This is a genomic window from Rhodococcus sp. C-2 (assembly GCF_027854095.1).
Taxonomy (GTDB): Bacteria; Actinomycetota; Actinomycetes; order Mycobacteriales; family Mycobacteriaceae; genus Rhodococcus_F; species Rhodococcus_F qingshengii.
Genome location: NZ_JAQGFI010000007.1, coordinates 254,066 through 271,526, shown reverse-complemented (window position 1 = coordinate 271,526; position 17,461 = coordinate 254,066). Strand labels below are relative to the sequence as shown.

Annotated in this window: 17 protein-coding genes; 4 read left to right on the top strand and 13 right to left on the bottom strand. The window is 59.2% G+C overall.

Annotated features, from left to right (window positions below; all coding sequences use genetic code 11):
* Positions 1–13: 13 nt before the first annotated feature.
* The 6 genes from PCS43_RS17400 to PCS43_RS17375 form a co-directional block, all read right to left on the bottom strand.
* Positions 14–931, bottom strand: a complete 918-nt coding sequence (locus PCS43_RS17400) for a carbohydrate kinase family protein (protein WP_030536579.1) — start codon at positions 929–931, stop codon at positions 14–16.
* Positions 932–1,026: 95 nt separating this feature from the next.
* Complete coding sequence (locus PCS43_RS17395) at positions 1,027–2,121, bottom strand: ABC transporter ATP-binding protein (protein WP_050657012.1); 1,095 nt, start codon at positions 2,119–2,121, stop codon at positions 1,027–1,029.
* 27 nt (positions 2,122–2,148) lie between these two features.
* Positions 2,149–3,015, bottom strand: a complete 867-nt coding sequence (locus PCS43_RS17390) for a carbohydrate ABC transporter permease (protein ID WP_003941600.1) — start codon at positions 3,013–3,015, stop codon at positions 2,149–2,151.
* Positions 3,015–3,965 carry a carbohydrate ABC transporter permease gene (locus tag PCS43_RS17385; RefSeq protein ID WP_019748978.1) on the bottom strand — a complete coding sequence of 317 codons (951 nt, stop codon included), beginning with the start codon at positions 3,963–3,965 and terminating at the stop codon, positions 3,015–3,017. Before PCS43_RS17385 ends, PCS43_RS17390 begins: the two co-directional genes overlap by 1 nt.
* Entirely contained in the window at positions 3,962–5,314 is a 1,353-nt protein-coding gene (locus tag PCS43_RS17380; protein WP_270923074.1) for an ABC transporter substrate-binding protein, read from the bottom strand. Before PCS43_RS17380 ends, PCS43_RS17385 begins: the two co-directional genes overlap by 4 nt.
* 63 nt (positions 5,315–5,377) lie before the next feature.
* The gene (locus tag PCS43_RS17375; protein WP_042921924.1) at positions 5,378–6,376 is read right to left on the bottom strand and encodes a sugar-binding transcriptional regulator; all 999 of its coding nucleotides are present in this window, start codon (positions 6,374–6,376) and stop codon (positions 5,378–5,380) included.
* A gap of 139 nt (positions 6,377–6,515) precedes the next feature.
* On the opposite strand from PCS43_RS17375, the gene PCS43_RS17370 reads away from it, so the two are divergent.
* Both PCS43_RS17370 and PCS43_RS17365 read left to right on the top strand, forming a co-directional pair.
* On the top strand, positions 6,516–7,526 hold the full coding sequence (locus PCS43_RS17370) for an NAD(P)-dependent alcohol dehydrogenase (protein ID WP_042450271.1): 1,011 nt from the start codon (positions 6,516–6,518) through the stop codon (positions 7,524–7,526).
* Positions 7,527–7,533: 7 nt separating this feature from the next.
* Positions 7,534–9,006, top strand: coding sequence for a mannitol dehydrogenase family protein (locus PCS43_RS17365; RefSeq protein ID WP_209908974.1), 1,473 nt, complete (start codon positions 7,534–7,536; stop codon positions 9,004–9,006).
* On the opposite strand, the gene PCS43_RS17360 is transcribed toward PCS43_RS17365, so the two are convergent.
* The 4 genes from PCS43_RS17360 to PCS43_RS17345 all read right to left on the bottom strand — a co-directional run bounded on the left by PCS43_RS17360 (position 9,007) and on the right by PCS43_RS17345 (position 11,926).
* On the bottom strand, positions 9,007–9,525 hold the full coding sequence (locus PCS43_RS17360) for a DinB family protein (protein WP_030536585.1): 519 nt from the start codon (positions 9,523–9,525) through the stop codon (positions 9,007–9,009).
* A 711-nt stretch (positions 9,526–10,236) separates the two neighbouring features.
* A complete protein-coding gene (locus PCS43_RS17355) occupies positions 10,237–10,584 on the bottom strand; it encodes a hypothetical protein (protein WP_054827189.1) in 348 nt (115 codons plus the stop codon).
* Positions 10,585–10,898: 314 nt separating this feature from the next.
* Positions 10,899–11,051, bottom strand: a complete 153-nt coding sequence (locus PCS43_RS17350; RefSeq protein WP_155277928.1) for a hypothetical protein — start codon at positions 11,049–11,051, stop codon at positions 10,899–10,901.
* A 158-nt stretch (positions 11,052–11,209) separates the two neighbouring features.
* Positions 11,210–11,926 carry an SGNH/GDSL hydrolase family protein gene (locus PCS43_RS17345; protein WP_024487644.1) on the bottom strand — a complete coding sequence of 239 codons (717 nt, stop codon included), beginning with the start codon at positions 11,924–11,926 and terminating at the stop codon, positions 11,210–11,212.
* Positions 11,927–12,292: 366 nt separating this feature from the next.
* On the opposite strand from PCS43_RS17345, the gene PCS43_RS17340 reads away from it, so the two are divergent.
* Positions 12,293–12,784 (top strand): hypothetical protein, encoded by a 492-nt coding sequence (locus tag PCS43_RS17340; RefSeq protein WP_209908976.1) that lies wholly within the window; start codon positions 12,293–12,295, stop codon positions 12,782–12,784.
* Positions 12,781–13,743 carry an HTTM domain-containing protein gene (locus tag PCS43_RS17335; RefSeq protein ID WP_209909003.1) on the top strand — a complete coding sequence of 321 codons (963 nt, stop codon included), beginning with the start codon at positions 12,781–12,783 and terminating at the stop codon, positions 13,741–13,743. Before PCS43_RS17340 ends, PCS43_RS17335 begins: the two co-directional genes overlap by 4 nt.
* Positions 13,744–15,377: 1,634 nt before the next feature.
* Here PCS43_RS17335 and PCS43_RS17330 read toward each other — a convergent pair.
* From PCS43_RS17330 to PCS43_RS17320, 3 genes are all read right to left on the bottom strand, one after another.
* On the bottom strand, positions 15,378–15,569 hold the full coding sequence (locus PCS43_RS17330) for a helix-turn-helix domain-containing protein (RefSeq protein ID WP_209909021.1): 192 nt from the start codon (positions 15,567–15,569) through the stop codon (positions 15,378–15,380).
* A 75-nt stretch (positions 15,570–15,644) separates the two neighbouring features.
* Positions 15,645–16,544 carry a hypothetical protein gene (locus PCS43_RS17325; protein WP_209909025.1) on the bottom strand — a complete coding sequence of 300 codons (900 nt, stop codon included), beginning with the start codon at positions 16,542–16,544 and terminating at the stop codon, positions 15,645–15,647.
* The gene (locus PCS43_RS17320; protein ID WP_209909028.1) at positions 16,541–17,116 is read right to left on the bottom strand and encodes a DUF6932 family protein; all 576 of its coding nucleotides are present in this window, start codon (positions 17,114–17,116) and stop codon (positions 16,541–16,543) included. The genes PCS43_RS17325 and PCS43_RS17320 overlap by 4 nt, the downstream gene beginning before the upstream one ends.
* Positions 17,117–17,461 lie beyond the last annotated feature (345 nt).

Here is a 17,461-nt window from a genome sequence, read left to right as displayed (position 1 = left end):
GTGGTCCCCAGTGCTAGACGGGCCGGCCCAACTCCCTTGACCACGGCGGATCCGCCCCGGGACGTGACACGGTGACGGCTGCCGCGCGTGCGGCAAAGGTCAACGCGGCCGACCAATCTGCCTCGGTGAACGCACGCACAACAGCGACGTCGAGTGCGTCGTGACGATCAAGGTAGGCCAACAGGGCTCCGTGAACGGTATCGCCCGCACCGATCGTGTCCGCGACGTCGACCGCGGGCGCCGGCACCGAAACATCGAGTTCCTCGGTGATCAACCGCAACCCGTCACCACCACGGGTGAGCAGGACGGCGCCGACGCCTTCGTGGAGCCACTCGGCGCCGTCGACCGAACCCAACCACTTCGCGTCGTCGTCGCTCACTTTGAGAATATCGATGGCGGGCAACCACGAACGAAACCGTCGTCGATACGCGTCCGGGTCGGAGATCACCGCCGGACGAATGTTGGGGTCGACCATGGTGAGTCGACCGCGGGCGTGTGCTTCGTGCAGCAAAGCTTCGTAGGCCGAGGCCCCGGGCTCGAGCACCAGCGACAGCGTTCCGAACGAGAATGCCCGGGCAGAGGGAAGTTTCGGCAGCGCGAACTGTCGATCTGCCGTTCCCTCGAGGTAGAAGGAATACCGCGCACCTCCGTCCGCTGCAAGGTTCACGACGGCCAGAGTTGTCGGCTCGGGCCCACGTTCGACTCCGGTTGTGTCGACATTGGACGCGGCCAGCGAGTCGATCATCCGATCTCCGAAGGCGTCGGTGGACAAGCGAGAGACGAATCCCACGTCGGATCCGAGTCGACCCAGTGCAACCGCAACGTTGAACGGTCCACCGCCCAACTTGGGTGAGAAGTTCTCCCCCACCGGAACCAGATCAACCAGTCCCTCACCACACACCACGACGGATCGTTCGCGTGTATCACTCATCGGTAGACCCTAACCTTCTCACCGGTCGAAGATGGATGTGACCTGCTCGGCACGAACGAGTTCGGGTGCCGAGCAGGTCACGATTATGGTGGGATTCAGCTACCCACGCGCTCACCCGTAGTCGGGTCGAAGAGGTGAACGAGTCCGTCCACCCGCTCGAAGCCCAGCGTCTGGCCGTACTGCAGCTTCGATCGACCGCCGGTGCGTGCAACGAGCGAGATCGGGTCGGCTTCGGTACCAGGCACGTGTGCGTAGATGTACGACTCGTTGCCCAGTTCCTCTACCAGGTCGATCTGAGCTGCGATTCCGTCTCCGGCAGCAACCACCTGGAATTGCTCGGGCCGAATTCCCACTGTGACCGAAGCCAGACCGGCCGCGGCGATTGCCGCCATCTGCTCGCGGTCCAGCGGAACCTCGACGTCGCCGAAACGCACCCCACCCGAACTGACCGGCGCCGTTACCAAGTTCATACCTGGAGATCCGATGAAGCCGGCAACAAACGCATTGGCCGGCCGATCGTAAAGTTCGGTCGGAGAAGCGAATTGTTGCAACTTGCCGCCCTTGAGCACTGCCACGCGATCACCCATCGTCATCGCTTCCACCTGATCGTGCGTGACGTAGACGGTGGTGGTTCCGAGACGACGCTGCAACGCCGCGATCTGCGTGCGGGTCTGGACGCGTAGCTTTGCGTCGAGGTTGGAGAGCGGCTCGTCCATGCAGAACACTTGCGGTTCACGAACGATAGCTCGGCCCATGGCAACTCGCTGCCGTTGACCACCGGAAAGCTTGGCCGGCTTGCGGTCGAGATAGTCAGTCAGGTCAAGCAGTTTGGCCGCTTCGGCCACTTTCTTCTTACGCTCCTCGACGGGCACACCGCGCATCTTCAACGCGAACCCCATATTTTCCCCGACGGTTTTGTTGGGGTACAGCGCGTAATTCTGGAAGACCATTGCGATGTCGCGATCCTTGGACGGGACATCGGTCATGTCCTTGCCGTTGATGGTGATCGCGCCGGAATCGATGTCCTCGAGCCCTGCCAACATGCGCAGGGCCGTGGACTTTCCGGAACCTGACGGACCGACGAGCACGATGAACTCCCCGTCGTTGATGTCGAGATCGAGTGAATCGACAGCGAGGGTCCCGGCACCTTCGTAGATGCAAGACGCTTTCTGGTACGAGATTTCAGCCATGACGAACTCCTGAGAGGGTGAGGAGAATTATTTGATTGCACCGAAGGACAGGCCGCGCACCAGTTTGTTCTGGGCGAACCAACCGGCCAGGATGACGGGCAATGCCGCCATGGTCGCTGCCGCGGAGAGCCGAGCCCAGTACAGTCCCTCGCCGGTGATGAACCCGACCAGGAAGACCGGAATCGTCTGCGCTTGAACAGCTGTCAGGTTGACGGCGAAGAAGAATTCGTTCCACGAGAAGATCACGCAGATCAGCGCAGTCGCAGCAATTCCGGGCGAGATCAGCGGGAGGATCACCTCGCGAACCGAGGTCCACAAACTCGCGCCGTCCATGCTGGCAGCTTCGAGAAGTTCGCCGGGGACTTCGAGAAAGAACGAACGCATCATCCACACTGCGATCGGCAGATTCATCGATGTGTACAAGATGACCAGCGCCCAGATGTTGTCGAGCAACCCGATGTCGTTGACGATCACGTACAGCGGCACGATTGCAGCGACGACTGGGAGCATCTTGGTACTGATGAAAAAGAACAGAACGTCCTGAGTCTTGGCTACCGGGCGAAGCGACAATGCAAACGCAGCCGGAACACCCAGTAGCAGAACAAGAATCGTCGACATGGCCGTCGCAAATGCGGAGTTTGCCAGCGTCGTGCCGAGACCGGAGTCGAGGACGGCACGGAACTGTTCGAGGGTGGGAGTGAAGAACAGCTTCGGCGGATCCGTGTAGGCGTCTGCCTCGGTCTTGAACGCGGTGAGGACCATCCAGAAGACCGGGAAGAAAAACCCGAGAGCGGCGATCCACGCCACAACCGACCACGGACTGAACTTGCTGCTCTTCTTTTTCTTGACGACGGGCTTGTCGGCCGTCGCGCTTGTCGTCTCTACGGCAGTCATCACGCCGCCTCCTCGTTGCCGGTGAAGCTCTTGAAGATCAATCGGAGCGCAAGTGTCGACACGATGATCGTCGCGATCACTGTTACGACACCCATCGCCGCAGCTTGACCTACGTCGAAGCCGAGGAACGCGCGCTGGTAGATGTAGAACGGCAGGTTCGAGCTGGCCACGCCGGGCCCACCCGAGGTCATCATGTACACCGCGTCAAAGGTGTTCACGAGGTAGATCGCACCCAGAACTGCACCGAGTTCGATGAAGCGGCGCAGGTGCGGCAACGTCAGTTCGCGGAACATCGCAAACGGCTTGGCTCCGTCCACTCGTGCGGCTTCGAGAATGTCTCGGGGCATGGACTGCAAACCGGCCAGAATGAGCAGCATCATGAAGGGCGTCCACTGCCAGATCAGATTGATCATGACGGCGGCGAGCGGAAACTTGCTGACCCAGTCGACCTGGCCGACGCCGAAAGGCTGGAGGACAAAGTTCACGATACCGAACACCGGGTCGAACATTGTTGTCTTCCACAGCAATGCGCCGGCGACGGGAGTGATGAGAAACGGCGTGATGAGCAGTGTCCGGACGATGCCCCGACCAAGGAATGCGCGGTCGAGTAGCAGCGCCAGCGCGAGTCCGAGGATCACGGAAACGATGACGGTTCCCACGATCATGATGACCGTGTTGACCGCGACTTCCCGAAACTGACTGTCCTTGAAAACCTCTATGTAGTTGTCGAACCCGTTGAAGTGCCGCGATCCCGGCCGGACTAGGTTCCACGACTGCGTCGAGTAGTAGAGGGTGAACAGAAACGGAATCTGGGTGACGACGATCGAGAAGATCAACGCCGGCAACAGGGGACCTCTACGACGCCAACCCTCGGCGCGGGAGATCTTCTTTTCGACACGGACCGGTGGCGCGTCGTCCACCGTAGTTCTGGGCTCGGCAACCGTAGTCATCGGTTCTCCTGATAGGTCTTGCCGACCACCTCGGCATACTGCTGGGATTGTTCGAGTGCTTCTTTCACGCTCTTCTGACCCGCGATGGCCGCACTGATCTGCTGGCTGACGCGAGTGCCCAGGTCCTGAAACTCAGAGATGGTGAGGAACTGGACGCCGGTGTACGGAACCGGTTGCACTGTCGGCTTTTTCGGATCTGCATTGTTGATCGATTCGAGGGTGATCGGACCGAATGCCTGAGCAGCCTCTTGATATTCCGGAATCTCGTAGGTCGAAAGGCGACTTCCCGGAGGAACTCTCGACCAGCCGAGTTCGGTTCCGACCTTCTGGATGTAGTCCTTGTTCGTCATCCAGGAAATGAACTTCCAGGCGTCATCTTTGTTCTGTGCCGACTCCGGGATTCCGAGCGCCCACGTGTAGAGCCATCCGGGATCGGACTTCTCGACCTTCGGGGCCTTCGCATATCCGATGTTGCCGACCACCTTCGACGAGGCGGGATCTTCGAGCACCGACACAGCCGAGGTCGCGTCGTACCACATCGCCGTGTTGCCTTGCGCGAATTGTGTTGCACATTCACCGAATCCGCTTGTAGCAGGACCCGGCTGACCGTGCTCCTTGACCGTGTCCACGTAGAACTGAACCGCATCCTCGACCTGCGGACTGGTCAACTGCGCATTCCAATTCTCGTCGTACCAGCGTCCACCGAAGGTGTTGATCACTGTGTTCAGCGGTGCGAGTACCTCACCCCAGCCAGGCTTTCCGCGCAAGCAGATTCCCGCCATCTTGGCGTCCGGGTTGTCGAACTGCGCTGCCCAACCTGCGACTTCTTGCCACGTCGGGTCTTCGGGAACTGTTATCCCCGCCTGATCGAACAGATCCTTGCGGTACATCAGGAACGACGACTCCCCGTAGAATGGAACCGCGTACATACTGTCCTCGTACGACAGAGAAGTCTTGATCGACGGTACGAAGTCGTCCTCGTCGTAACCGGGCGTCGTGTCTGCATAGTCGGACAGGTTCGTGAGCCAACCGTTGGCGGCCCACTGAGGTGTCTCGTAGTTGCTGATCATCACGACGTCGAACTCACCGCCGCCGGTTGCCGTCGACGCCGTGATCTTGGCGCGCGCCTGGTTCTCGGAAAGGCTGACGAATTTGAGGTCGATGCCAGGGTTCTCGGCTTCGAAAGCCGGCGCCAGTTTGATGGCGTCCTGCATCTGCGAGTTCGACACCATCGCGATGGTGACTGTTCGTTCGCCGGAACCACCGAGCGCACCAGCGCCCGCACATCCCGACACCAGGAGGCAGAGCGCCGCCGCGGCAGCGTCCCACACTCGTCTTCCTGTTTTCACGGATTACCTTCCTTCACACTTGCGTGTCAGTCGCGCGCTCGGACCGCGAAACTCGTGAGATCGCTAGCCTTCGAGCAGCCACTGGGCGCACTCGACGTCGGTGACGAGTACGTTTGCCAAACCTCCGCGCAATGCGCCCAGAACGGCCTGGCGTTTGTGTGTTCCCCCCGAAATCAGAATCGTCTGATCGCAGGATTTCACTGCGTCGAGCGATACTGAGACCGTTCGCTCAGGCAGTGGCCCCTCCACTGGATTGCCGTCGATCGTGTAGAAACGGCCGCCGATTTCACCGACAGCGCCTCGACTTTCCAACTCGTCCAGCATGGTCGAGTCGACGAAGCTACCGGCAAACAAGGTCGTGGCAGTCGAGACGGCACCAACTCCGAAAACCATGATGTCGGAATCAGTTCCGGCATGCAGCGCCTTCGAGATCACCGAGTCGTTTCGCATCGACTCCACAGTCGCCGGGTCGGCATACAGCGGAGCGTTGAGACGAATAGGATTGGCCTGCAACTGTTGTGCACATCGGCCGATGGTGAAGTCGACACCGGTCTGGTAGTCGGTCACCGTCATGGAGCCGTCAAGTTGTACCACAGCCGAGCACTTCGCGGCCTTGTCCGGCAAAGATCCTGCTACCGCAACGGTTTCCGGACCCCAGGTAAACCCGAGAACGCTCGACGGCTGCAGACGACGAACCAGAACTTCCGCTGCTCTTCGACCGAGTGCGTCGAAGTCCGGGTCGTCCGCATCCGAAATCGCTTCGGGGACGATCAACACTTCGGCCAACCCGAAGTGCTTCTCCAGCTTCGATTCCAACTCCGTGTTCACCGAACCTTCGAGCTCCGGCGGTACCAAAATCTCGACCCTGACCAAACCTTGCGTCCGCGCCCTGGCCAACAGTCGCCCGGCTGTCGGCCGCGAGACGCCCAACTTCGCTGCAATCTCCGCCTGAGTGGCACCTTCGAGGTGATACATGGTCGCTGCCCGCAAGGCGAGCCGCACATCTTCGGAAGCGGGCAACTTCGACGTCTTGAGTCCTGTGGGCTGAGCCGACTGGTTCACGCGGTCTCCTTGTGCATCAGGTTCAAAGTTTCTTGATCGTGAGCAAATGCTCACTAGATGTTCTTATGCTCATTAAGCTAACATCTACGTTGTGACCCACACAACAGTTTCCGGAGAATCCGTCGATCTACCTGCGACAATTCGGGCAAATGTCCTCGTCGAGACCGGAAAGATGCAGATGGTCGAGAGACCACGACCGTCCCCGAAGGCGGGTGAAGTCCTCGTTCGCATCCATGCCGTGGGCGTGTGCGGGTCGGACGCGCACTACTTTCACGAAGGTCGCATCGGCCCTTACGTAGTCAACTCACCGCTCGTTCTCGGACACGAAGCATCGGGACGCATCGCTGCGGTCGGTGACGGCGTCGACCCAAGACGCATCGGGCAGCGTGTCTCCATCGAGCCTCAGAAGCCCGATCCGACAAGTCCCGAATCCAAGGCAGGCAGATACAACCTCTGCCCTCATATGGAGTTCTTCGCGACGCCGCCGATCGACGGTGCGCTGACCGACTACGTCACGATCGGTGCCGACTTCGCCCATCCCATCGCAGATTCCGTGTCCTACGAGGCAGCTGCGCTGTTCGAGCCACTTTCCGTAGGGATCGCCTCAGCCCAGAAGGCGGGGATCACTGCCGGCTCTCGGGTGTTGATCGCCGGCGCCGGCCCGGTAGGAATCGTGACGACGCAGGTGGCCAAGGCATTCGGCGCGACGGAAGTCATCGTCTCGGACATCGACGCGGCCCGGCGTGATGTGGCACTGAAATTCGGCGCAACAACCGTCGTTGATCCACGTGAGAGCGACGTACGCTCGCTGGCCGTCGACGCATTCATCGACGCGTCGGGTGCCACGGCCGCAGTGATCGACGGGATTCACGCAGTTCGGCCCGCTGGAACCGTCGTTCTGGTCGGAATGGGTGCCGACGAGATACCGTTGCCGGTCCCGATCATTCAGAATCGCGAACTGATGTTGACCGGAGTGTTCCGGTACGCCAACACGTGGCCGATCGCCGCCGCATTGGTCGCTGCCGGGCGCGTCGATCTGGACTCGATGGTCACAGCACGCTTTTCACTCGAACAGTCGCAAGAGGCCCTGGTGGCCGATCGCATTCTCGGCAGCATCAAAGCCGTAGTCATCGTCGCCGAAGGAGACTAGTACTTTCATGGAACTCAATACGAAGACCCTGTTCGACTTCGATGCTGCACTCGAAGTGCCGAACTACGACCGGAGCAAAGTCACTACTGGCATAGTGCATTTCGGTGTCGGAGGCTTTCACCGTGCACACCAGGCCATGTACATCGATGATCTCCTGCGACGCGGTGAGGGCTTCGACTGGGGAATCTGCGGAGTGGGAGTGATGCCGTCGGACAAGCGGATGAAAGACGCTCTCCGCGCGCAGGACTGCCTCTACACGCTGGCGCTCAAGCATTCTGACGGAACCCTCGAGGCCCGGGTCATCGGGTCGATCGTCGAGTACCTGTTCGCTCCGGAGGATCCGGAGGCGGTGATCGAAAAGATGGCATCCGAATCGACGAAAATCGTATCTCTCACCATCACCGAGGGCGGATACAACATCTCGCACACTACGGGTGAGTTCGACGCGTCCGATCCCGATGTAATGCACGATCTCGAGCCGGGAACACTCCCCCACACCACCTTCGGTCTGATTTGTGCGGCACTCGCACTCCGTCGCGACCGGGGCCTCGCCCCGTTCACGATCATGAGTTGCGACAACATCGAAGGCAACGGATCGGTCGCCAGGACGGCAGTCGGAGCGTTCGCCGCCCTGAAGGATCCCGAACTTGCGGAGTGGATCGACGAGAACGGCGCCTTCCCCAACTCCATGGTCGACCGGATCACACCCGTCACGACAGCCGAGGTGACCACCGAGATCGCCGAGACGTTTGGCGTGGACGATCAGTGGCCGGTCGCGGCTGAGCCGTTCACCGCGTGGTTCCTCGAGGACGAGTTCACCTCAGGCAGGCCACCTCTGGAGAATGCCGGCGTCAATCTCGTGCCGGATGTTCGCCCGTACGAACTGATGAAACTGCGCCTTCTCAATGCCGGCCATCAAGGCATCGCGTACTTCGGCTACCTTGCCGGATACCGCCTGGTCCACGAGGCATGCCAGGACGAACTCTTGTCGGGGTTCCTGCTCGACTACATGAATCTCGAAGCGACGCCGACCCTTGACCCGGTACCCGGCGTCGACCTCGATCAGTACAAGAAGACCCTCATCGAAAGATTCTCGAACCCCCAGATCCGCGACACGATTGCACGTCTGTGTGCCGAGTCATCCGATCGAATTCCCAAGTGGCTGTTGCCCGTCATCCGGAACCAACTCGACACCGGTGGGTCGATCAACCTGTCCACCGCAATTGTCGCTAGCTGGGCCCGCTACGCCGAGGGCACAGACGAGAACGGAGATCCCATCACCGTCGTCGATCAGCTGTCGGACACTCTGGTGCCGCTCGCCCAGAAACAGTCGAGCGACCCGTTGGCCTTCATCGGGTACCGCCAAGTGTTCGGCGATCTCGTGGACGATCGCCGATTTGTCGCTAGCTTCCGAAAGACCCTCGACTCATTGCACTCCGTCGGAGCCAGAAGAACCCTCGAGGAGGTGCGCGGGCTCTGACTACACCGAGACGTCGTGCAGGTGATGGATCGGATCGTGAATGAAGTAGGCCGCCAACGATTCGACGGTGAACGCCGATCCGTCACTGCGGAGACCCCGTCGTTGGCGGCTACCCTCTGGCACGGTTTCGAAGGCATTCGCGACCTCCGCCGCGGCGTCGGACAATTCCGATGCCACCTTTGCCGGATCTTGGTCGTTGTACCGCTCGGCCTCGGCTGTTGCGTCCTGATCCCAGTTCTCGAATCGCGGATCGTCGAATTCGAGCATCTGTTCCAACCGCACCTTGAAGATCCGGAACACGTCGCGTACGTGGGCGGAATACTCCAGCGCTGACCATGTTTCGCTGTCCGGTCGCTCCGTCACATTCTCGCGCTCCAGTACCTCGGCCCACGAGACGGCATTGCTACGCACAAGATCTGGAACATCCGCGAACGCCACAGCGGACGAATCAAACCCGCACTCGGCGCATGGGCGTTCGAGGACCCAGGTCCAGTTCTTTGTATCCGGGGTGATCGGCATGGATCGAGAATAGTCCGCCAGGGCGGGGTCAGTCTGCTTCGATTGGCCGATGAAGCGAATCATGATCGCTATTGCGACTCCATTCGTGCTGATGCTTACTTCGTGTGGCGGGGACGTGGGCGACGCCGAACCACACGAACTCGCCTTCACATGCGACGACGCACATGCGTACCTCGAAGTTTTCGGGACGGTCGAGGCGGCGTTGGCCCGGCTACAGAGCCCTGGATGGAACGATGTCCCTGAACTCGCGGGTTCCGCCAGCGCCTGGGCAGCGTTCACACCACAACAGCAGACTGCGATAGTCAATTCACTTCATGCGGCTTCCCGAGGTGAATGTTGATCCGTATTTCGGTGCCGTTATCCGGCATCTGACTCCGTCGACAAGATTTGCCGGTCGATACTCGGATCGGCCGAAGAACTGGACATACTCCGACTGATCCCACGTCGCCGATCGATCGAGTCCGCGATGACACGAGCGGACCGCACGACGACTGAAGAGGATTCGACGCTGAGGCGCGTGAGCGCACCCAAGAAGCCTTCGAAGCAGCGAAATCGGGATCGTGCGACCGAGCAACGCCGGAGGCCTGATTCGCCGGTCGCACAACAGAATTACAAACGACGACGTAACTACGTCATTCCGTTCGTGACAAAATACTCGTTCGTCGGCGACGGACCGATCACTTCGATTTCCTCGACGGGTCTCGTCGCCCCTCACGTGAAGGGCGTCGAGTCGACATGTACCCCTTCCGAACGCAGTAAATGCTCGGCCGCACAAATCAACAGGGAAATGGATTCGTACGAGAGTCCCTCGATCGCATGCATCAGCCTGTCAGGCGCCGGAATCGACCGGTCGACCGGCGAACCCTCGGATCTCCGCACAGAAAGCACGGTCGAGAGTTCTCGTTGATTCACCACCTGACCTGCGCTGTTCGCTCGCTCGAACATGGCATTCAGCCGCTGGACCAGTTCCTCACCTTCAGCTGATCGAATAGTGTTGCCGAACAGCCTGTTTCCATGATCGGCTTCGACACCAGGCCCGATCGAGTTCTTGATTGTCACAGTATGTTCTCCGTTACGTTGGTCTGTCAGGTTGATCAGGGGTGCGACCCGGCGCAATTCACAGAGCCTTTGTCCGTGCCGCCCAACGGCGTCGCGTCCATCGACAGCAGACGAATCTCCCCCGGCGCCCATCGGCTTCCGGTAGCGAGACCTCGAAGCCGCTGTTCATTTGCGACCTATCGTTACATATTAACATCAACTGTAACTCTTCGACAAGCACTTTGTTCCGATTGCCCGGTTTGATCACGGGTAGCGCAGAACATCAGGGGTGGCCAACTTATCGACATGATCTACGCCGTCCCTGCCATCTCCGTTCAGGCTGCAGTGATGGTCGAGCCACCGGCAAGGGACAAGAACGACATTCCGCCGACGAGCTCCCAGCGTAGGTATCGCCGCGCGTGCATCACCTGCGGTGAACTGCGATGCACGAAAGCCGCAACGCGGATAGGGGCGGCGACACAGTCCACGAGAGCTTTCTTACCCGAACTTCTCCATCACCGTGTGAGGCAGCCGGCCAGCCAAGACTGCGCCCAAAGTCCTCGCTACTGATGACCTAAGTCCGACAATACTTTTCACGAAAAAGAGGACCCCGCGCCTGCGGGGTCCTCTTCGCTTTCCTTCAGAGCTAGAGACCGAGCGAGTGAAGGTGCTCGCTGATCTTCTCGAACATGAGCCTTTGACCTGCCGGCGTGGGATGCATGCCGTCTTCCTTGAGTAACGTCGGGTCCGACAGCCAGTTCTCGGCGAGCGCATCAATGAAAGGCAGCTTGTACTGCTCAGCGGCGGAACGGATTCGATCGTTGACATTGACAGCGGTCTCGGATGGAGGCCGGTTGTCCATGATGGGGCCGATGACGACAACCTTGGCGTGAGGAAGCCGATCTCGTAGCTGCGCATACAACTCCCGAGTCGCATCTCGCACCTCGAGCGGGTACGAAACATCGTTCCGACCGCCGGCGATGATGACGACCTCGGGATTCACCGCAACGACCTGATCAATTTTCGCACCGAACGGTAGCTTGCCTTTTTCCTCGTTTCCCTGGACGTAGCCGGTGCCACCGCTCGCAAAATCTGCCAGGTACCAGCGACGATCGAAGGCGAGCAGCGCCGGCCAATGATCTCCCGTCGTGTTCGGAATCGAGTACGAGTCCCCCAAAATTGCGACCGTGTCGAAGTCGTCGGTAGGGGCATTCAGCGCCGGCGCCGAACTGTCAGGCTGCGATACAGAGGCAGTTGCCCGACTGTCTCGGGATTGCTCGTACGCAAATCCTACGATCACCGCTACGACGGTGAAAACCATGGCACCGATGACGGCGACAGTTCGCTTGTTGGGTTTGGTCACCCCGTAAACATACGGGGTCGAATCATGTTGCCTCTGAGCGAGTGTCAAGCATCTGTCGTTCCGCTTGAATCGGCCATCAACGAAGGAGTGAAATCCCGCTCTCACAGCAGACTGGGGCGAAGCTTGCTGGAAGTTAAGGCGCGGCAAAGCATTCAGGGCACACTGTCCCCCATTCGACGGACCAAAGTCCATTTTCAAATCAACACTGCGACAAGCGGCAATCGCGCAGCTATATTTCGTCGACACTTCAACTACTTTCGGCACATCTGCACGGACGCGCGACAACACCCAGTCCCCTCGCTCGGCAATCCCCTCTATTTTTCTCATTCGAAGAAACCGGCACCAGGTGCCAGGAAGAACGTCGACATGCCGGAAACAGAAGCAAAGCGCAGCAATCGGCGACTGATCGCGATCGCAGCACTCGCAGTCGTACTCCTCGTGCAAGGCGCCTACTCGTTCGGTGTCCGCCCTGAGCCATACCCGACAATTCGCATGCCCAGCTTCGGTGGCGTGCCCAATGCAGACGGCGAGTTCAGTGGGAGTGGCTTGGATATCACTCTCCATTACACCGACGGATCCACGATCAGTCCCAACCCAGTGGATCTCGCCGGCGATATTCGCTACTCATCCGCGAGAGCATCACTCGATTATGCGTTCCGCCCCAGCGGGGCAGACGACCGCAACACCCGAACCGCGGACCCTGAATTGGTCGAATGGCTCCGAAACCGCAGCGTCGAAGTCGGAAGTGGTGCCATCCCGGACAGTATCGAGTTCTGCTGGCGCAAAACAATTATCGACATCACCGACGGAACCGATGCGTCAACTGACCCGTGCGAAACGACAAGGGTTGATCTATGAGTGCCCGTGCGGGAACTCTGTTGTTCCTGCGCGACCACATCGATCAGTTGTGCGAGGCGTACCGCGGGGATGCGAGGTTCCTCGCTGTCATTCGAATCCTCTTCGCGCTATATGTGATCGTGTTTCCCATCGACTACACGTGGGCGGGCGACGTTCCCTCGATTCTGTTTCATCCACAATCCGGTCCGTTCTCCCTGCTGTCGTCACCACCCTCCGGAAACTTCCTCGTCGGACTCGAAGTCGCCCGATTCATCCTGGCGATCGCCCTTTTGGTCGGATATCGAACGACGGCCGCGTCCATCGCAATGACCCTCACGCTCGTGACCGGCAGCGGGGTGGTCAATTCCTTCGGCAAGGTCGACCACTTCATTCTTTTCGAAATCTTGCCGGTAGCCATGGCAGCCGCTGGATGGGGCGCCGCATGGTCCCTCGACGCACGACGTTCAAGCACACAACGCAAAGCACTTCAAACCCGCGGACTGCCCATGCTCATCTGGGCAGTGACGGTCGCCTACGCCCTGTTTACAGCGGCACTACCCAAAGCTGCGTCGGGCTGGCTGAACCCCGAATTGCAGGCAACCCGGGGCTACGTTGCGCGAGACGTCGCTGACCCCACCAAGCTCGGTCCGCTGACCCACGAACTATTCGACATCCATTCGGAGTGGCTATGGAAAGCACTCGACTACGCCACTGTCTTCGCTGAAGGCTGGTTGATCGTTGCCGTGCTCTTCCCTGTCTTGTTCAGAATCGGGATCGTCGTCTTACTCGGGTTTCACCTTGGGGTTTATCTCGCGTTGGGCATCGAGTTCGACAGCTATATCTTCGTGTATCTGCCGTTCCTGTCGGCACCTGCCGTATGGGTCACCAAGCGAGTCCTGGGCAGAAGCCCCGATATCGGTAGAACGTCGGCGCCGGAAACTCCACGTCAAGTGTCTCCGGCCAGTTCGGACGCACCGTAAATCTAATATCCGGGAGCGGACCTTTCCGTCACAGTTCGTGAGTGCCCCAATCACAGGTAGGCGATCCCCAGACTCCCTCAACCTGGGGATCAAACAAACCTACTGTCTCCCAATGAAATTCCGAGAACTTCTACATTCACTGACATTCGGTTCGCAGACGGGCGCCCTAATCGCCAATTCGGCGCCGCCATTCGGACCCCACATCGCGTGTTGGGGGCAGTCGAGCCGCGGGGGGTCGGCTCGACTGCCTGCACTTACACCAGGCGAAGATGGTTTCTTGCCAGCTATCTGCTAAACCAGCGTGCGTCGACGCTCAGGGGGTCACTGGAACGCATCGTCGTCACCTGTGGGCCGGGCTCGCGCCGGCAGGTACAGACAATTGTTCAGTGACCCCTGAGTTCGATCGTCGAAATCACCTTCGATCGCCGTGCGTAAGTACATCCAGAGCGTGACACTTCGGCTGGTTGAGCACATACGCTGAAATACCTGGATAGGTACCTGCTTTTCCTTCGTCTTCCGAGTGGTCGCTGTCTCGGTCACGTCCAGAAGCGTTGCACATCCGACACTGTCGGGAAATTGGTCATCTGGATCCGAGACTTTCACCTCATCTGCGATCGACGATCATGATGCGACGATTCCTTGTGTGACCACGAACGCTCGACTCAGACGCAACCGCAGGCGCATTGCCAGGCGATTCAATCCCAACAACGTGTGGGCAACTGTCCTGGTGATTGCACTTTGCGCACTAGTCGCCTTGGCGATCGTCTGCAGCATGATTTTCGACAAAAATCATTGGGGCTGACCCGCGGGCTCACGGCACCTGAACGTGGGGCGGGCGGGGCTCGAACCCGCGACCAATGGATTCTCGATACATTGGTCGCGTCAAGTCTCAATCAATCGCGACAGTCATACTCCGCCAGTTGGATTGGCCGAAACTTATCACTCGTCGACTCTCGTTAGATCGCGTCGTATCTCACTCATAAACCATGAATAAACGATGGATCTGACCGTAGCCATTCGCCCCTTTTGCAGTGCACGCCGCAAAAGGGCGCGCACTACTGCGCACCCCAAGGGTGGTCACTAGTGACAGCCCTGACCGTAGTTGAAATACGGTCAGGTCGAGCGCCAAGCCCGCTCACTAGTGAGCGCCCCACATTGAGGAGACTTTCAAAAGCAAAGTCCCCTTCGTCCGCGCCAGTTGTGTTGATATGACCACGACCGGTGAATGACGATATTCGTCACGCGCGGCACGTCTCAACCGTGTCGAGATTCGACACAGTTGCCACGACTGACCTGATATCAGTTGAACTGAGGGCAGGGGTTGTCATCATGACTGCCCCCGTCGAGCGCAGCCCGCCTGTCGACAGCCGATTGGAATGCGCGACGAGCCACTGCGATCTGTTCGGAGTTCCAGACGGGGAAGGTAGCGAACACCTTCTGAAGGTGAGCCTCATCGTCTTCGGTCCATGGGCCAACCTTGGGGAGCGATGGGGTTCTCATGCGGAGAGCATGCGCTTCAACATGCCGAAAGCGTAGGGGTATGACCACAGTTGGTTTGAGAAGTCCTGCTAGGACCACGCATACCAGGTGTGGAGTTCTTCTCCACACCTGGTGTCGGTTGAGGCGAGAGCAGGTCAGCTCGACTCGCCACGGAGGAACCGATCGCAGTCGTCGCGATGGATTCGCCAGTGACCATTCGGCGCCTTGCGCTGATACCCCAGAAGGCGCTCGGACTCCAGATCCTTGCGGACAGTGACGGGATGCCGGCGCATGTACGCCGCGGCCTGGGAGACGTTCATCCAAGGGGTATCGATGATCTCAGTCATGCCTCTGCACCCTACGTCGAGGTCAAGCAATCCGATGCCGATTCAACCGACACCAGACCGCCCAACGCGCGAACTTCAGGAGCGCGAAATGAGCGAATGGTACGTGTAGACGGTCTTCGTTCTAGGCGCTTTTGTGGCCCGGACCTTGATGATCACATGCTGACCGAATCGCAGCGATCCGCCACTAATCAGTTCTTCCGGCACGTCATCGACTCGCCTGTTGCCCTGAGGGACAAGGACTTCCACCCAGCCATCCAGGCTCATGCCCTGGACTCGCCCCTCGATTTCCAACTCCGAGCTCGACTCCCGCTGAGTAAAGAACTGGACGGCAGATTGACGTCCAATGGATGTCAATTTCGACGACCTGTGCGGACCACGGCTGGTTAACGCGGACACCTCAAGATCAACATTGAAGCTGTTGAGGTCAATGACCATCGCCTGAACTGCATCGAGAAGTTTCGCAGAGGCATGGGAAAGCGCACCGTCAGGCTGTAGAGCGCCATCGGAATCCTGAGCTCCTGCGCCTAGACGCTCAAACGAATCGTGGATGGACATCACCCGACCAACAGCTTCATCGAAAACGTCTAGCTCGATCGCCGGGAATAAATGATCGGCGGCTAGCCCAGCGATCTTCGGCTTCATGTGAAGAACGACACTTCCCGAACTGACGCCAGCGAGCTCGATAACGGCATCGCCACGCTCCACCGCGGAAATAGTCATAGCGGCCTCTATTTCCGACTGGAAGCGCTTGACAAGTGACGTCATCTCAGCCGGAATCGAACCGTCAATTCCCTGGCCTGACAGCCGGATGTCCACGAGGCTGGGCAGAGCTGATTCAGGATCGAGACGCCTGAGCGACTCCGCAAGGGCTTTGCGTGCAGCGGAGACCAGGTCATCGTTCGACTCTGTCTCGTCGTCGAGCCAGGTCGGCAGCTTGCGGTCTTGCATCTGGGGATACTGATCCAGGATGCTCATGCCACTACCACCTCCAAATAGCCGCGCCGAGCGTGTGCAGTGTCAACTGTAAGCCCCGTCTTGACGTCAGTCGAGCGGGTTCGCTGCCAAAAGTCGTCCATCAACCCGCGGGTGGCGATGTAGTCAATGGCGAGATTGTCCACCTTGTCGCGCCTCAGCGTGGTGACAGGCCACCAGGTAAACGGGAACGGCTCGACGCCATACTCCTTCGCGATCCGTTCTCTATGCTCACCCTGAAGGCGCTGTATACGTCTAACGCCAGGCACTCCTCGGATCTCCCGAAGTAGAGGTCCGTCCAATATTGGCGAGACGTCGATATCTTCGGGATCAATTTTCGCGCTCGCAAAACTGCCGGCGATCCAGATTTGCTTCAAGACGCCTGGGGCCGAAACAACGTCGAGCGCCAGCTCCCAGTCGCGTAGATACGTGAGCAGCTGATCAAAGAGCATCCGACGTCGTTTTGACGTAGCGAACTGGGCGTCGTCTACGAAGCGTTGCTCGATCTCGGGCAGCGTGCACCTAAATCTGCCAGGGGGAAGATGTCCGCTCGTGGGGTCCAGATTTGGTATCACGCCGGCATCCTGTGTCGAGATGGTGACTTCAGGTACATAACGAGGATGATCCCACCTTGATTTCGAGTGGTGGTGAATTGGGTCTCGTTATTCCGTTCCTATGACATAAAGCACGACAGGAGTTAGTACACGGTCTTAACACAGGAGAAAATAACGAACTTTTGGATCGGCGCTGAGCCAGCCTCCCCGAGAAAGGGTTCGGGTCCTGAGCTGGTCATCCATTCCGCGTTGCGACACTGCCCACTTCGGATGTCGCCACGGTGAGGTTGACGCCGATCTACCGGCCGGCCGAGGGATCGAAGCTCGTGTTACGACTCGATCCCTCTGACCTGGTGCTTATCGGGC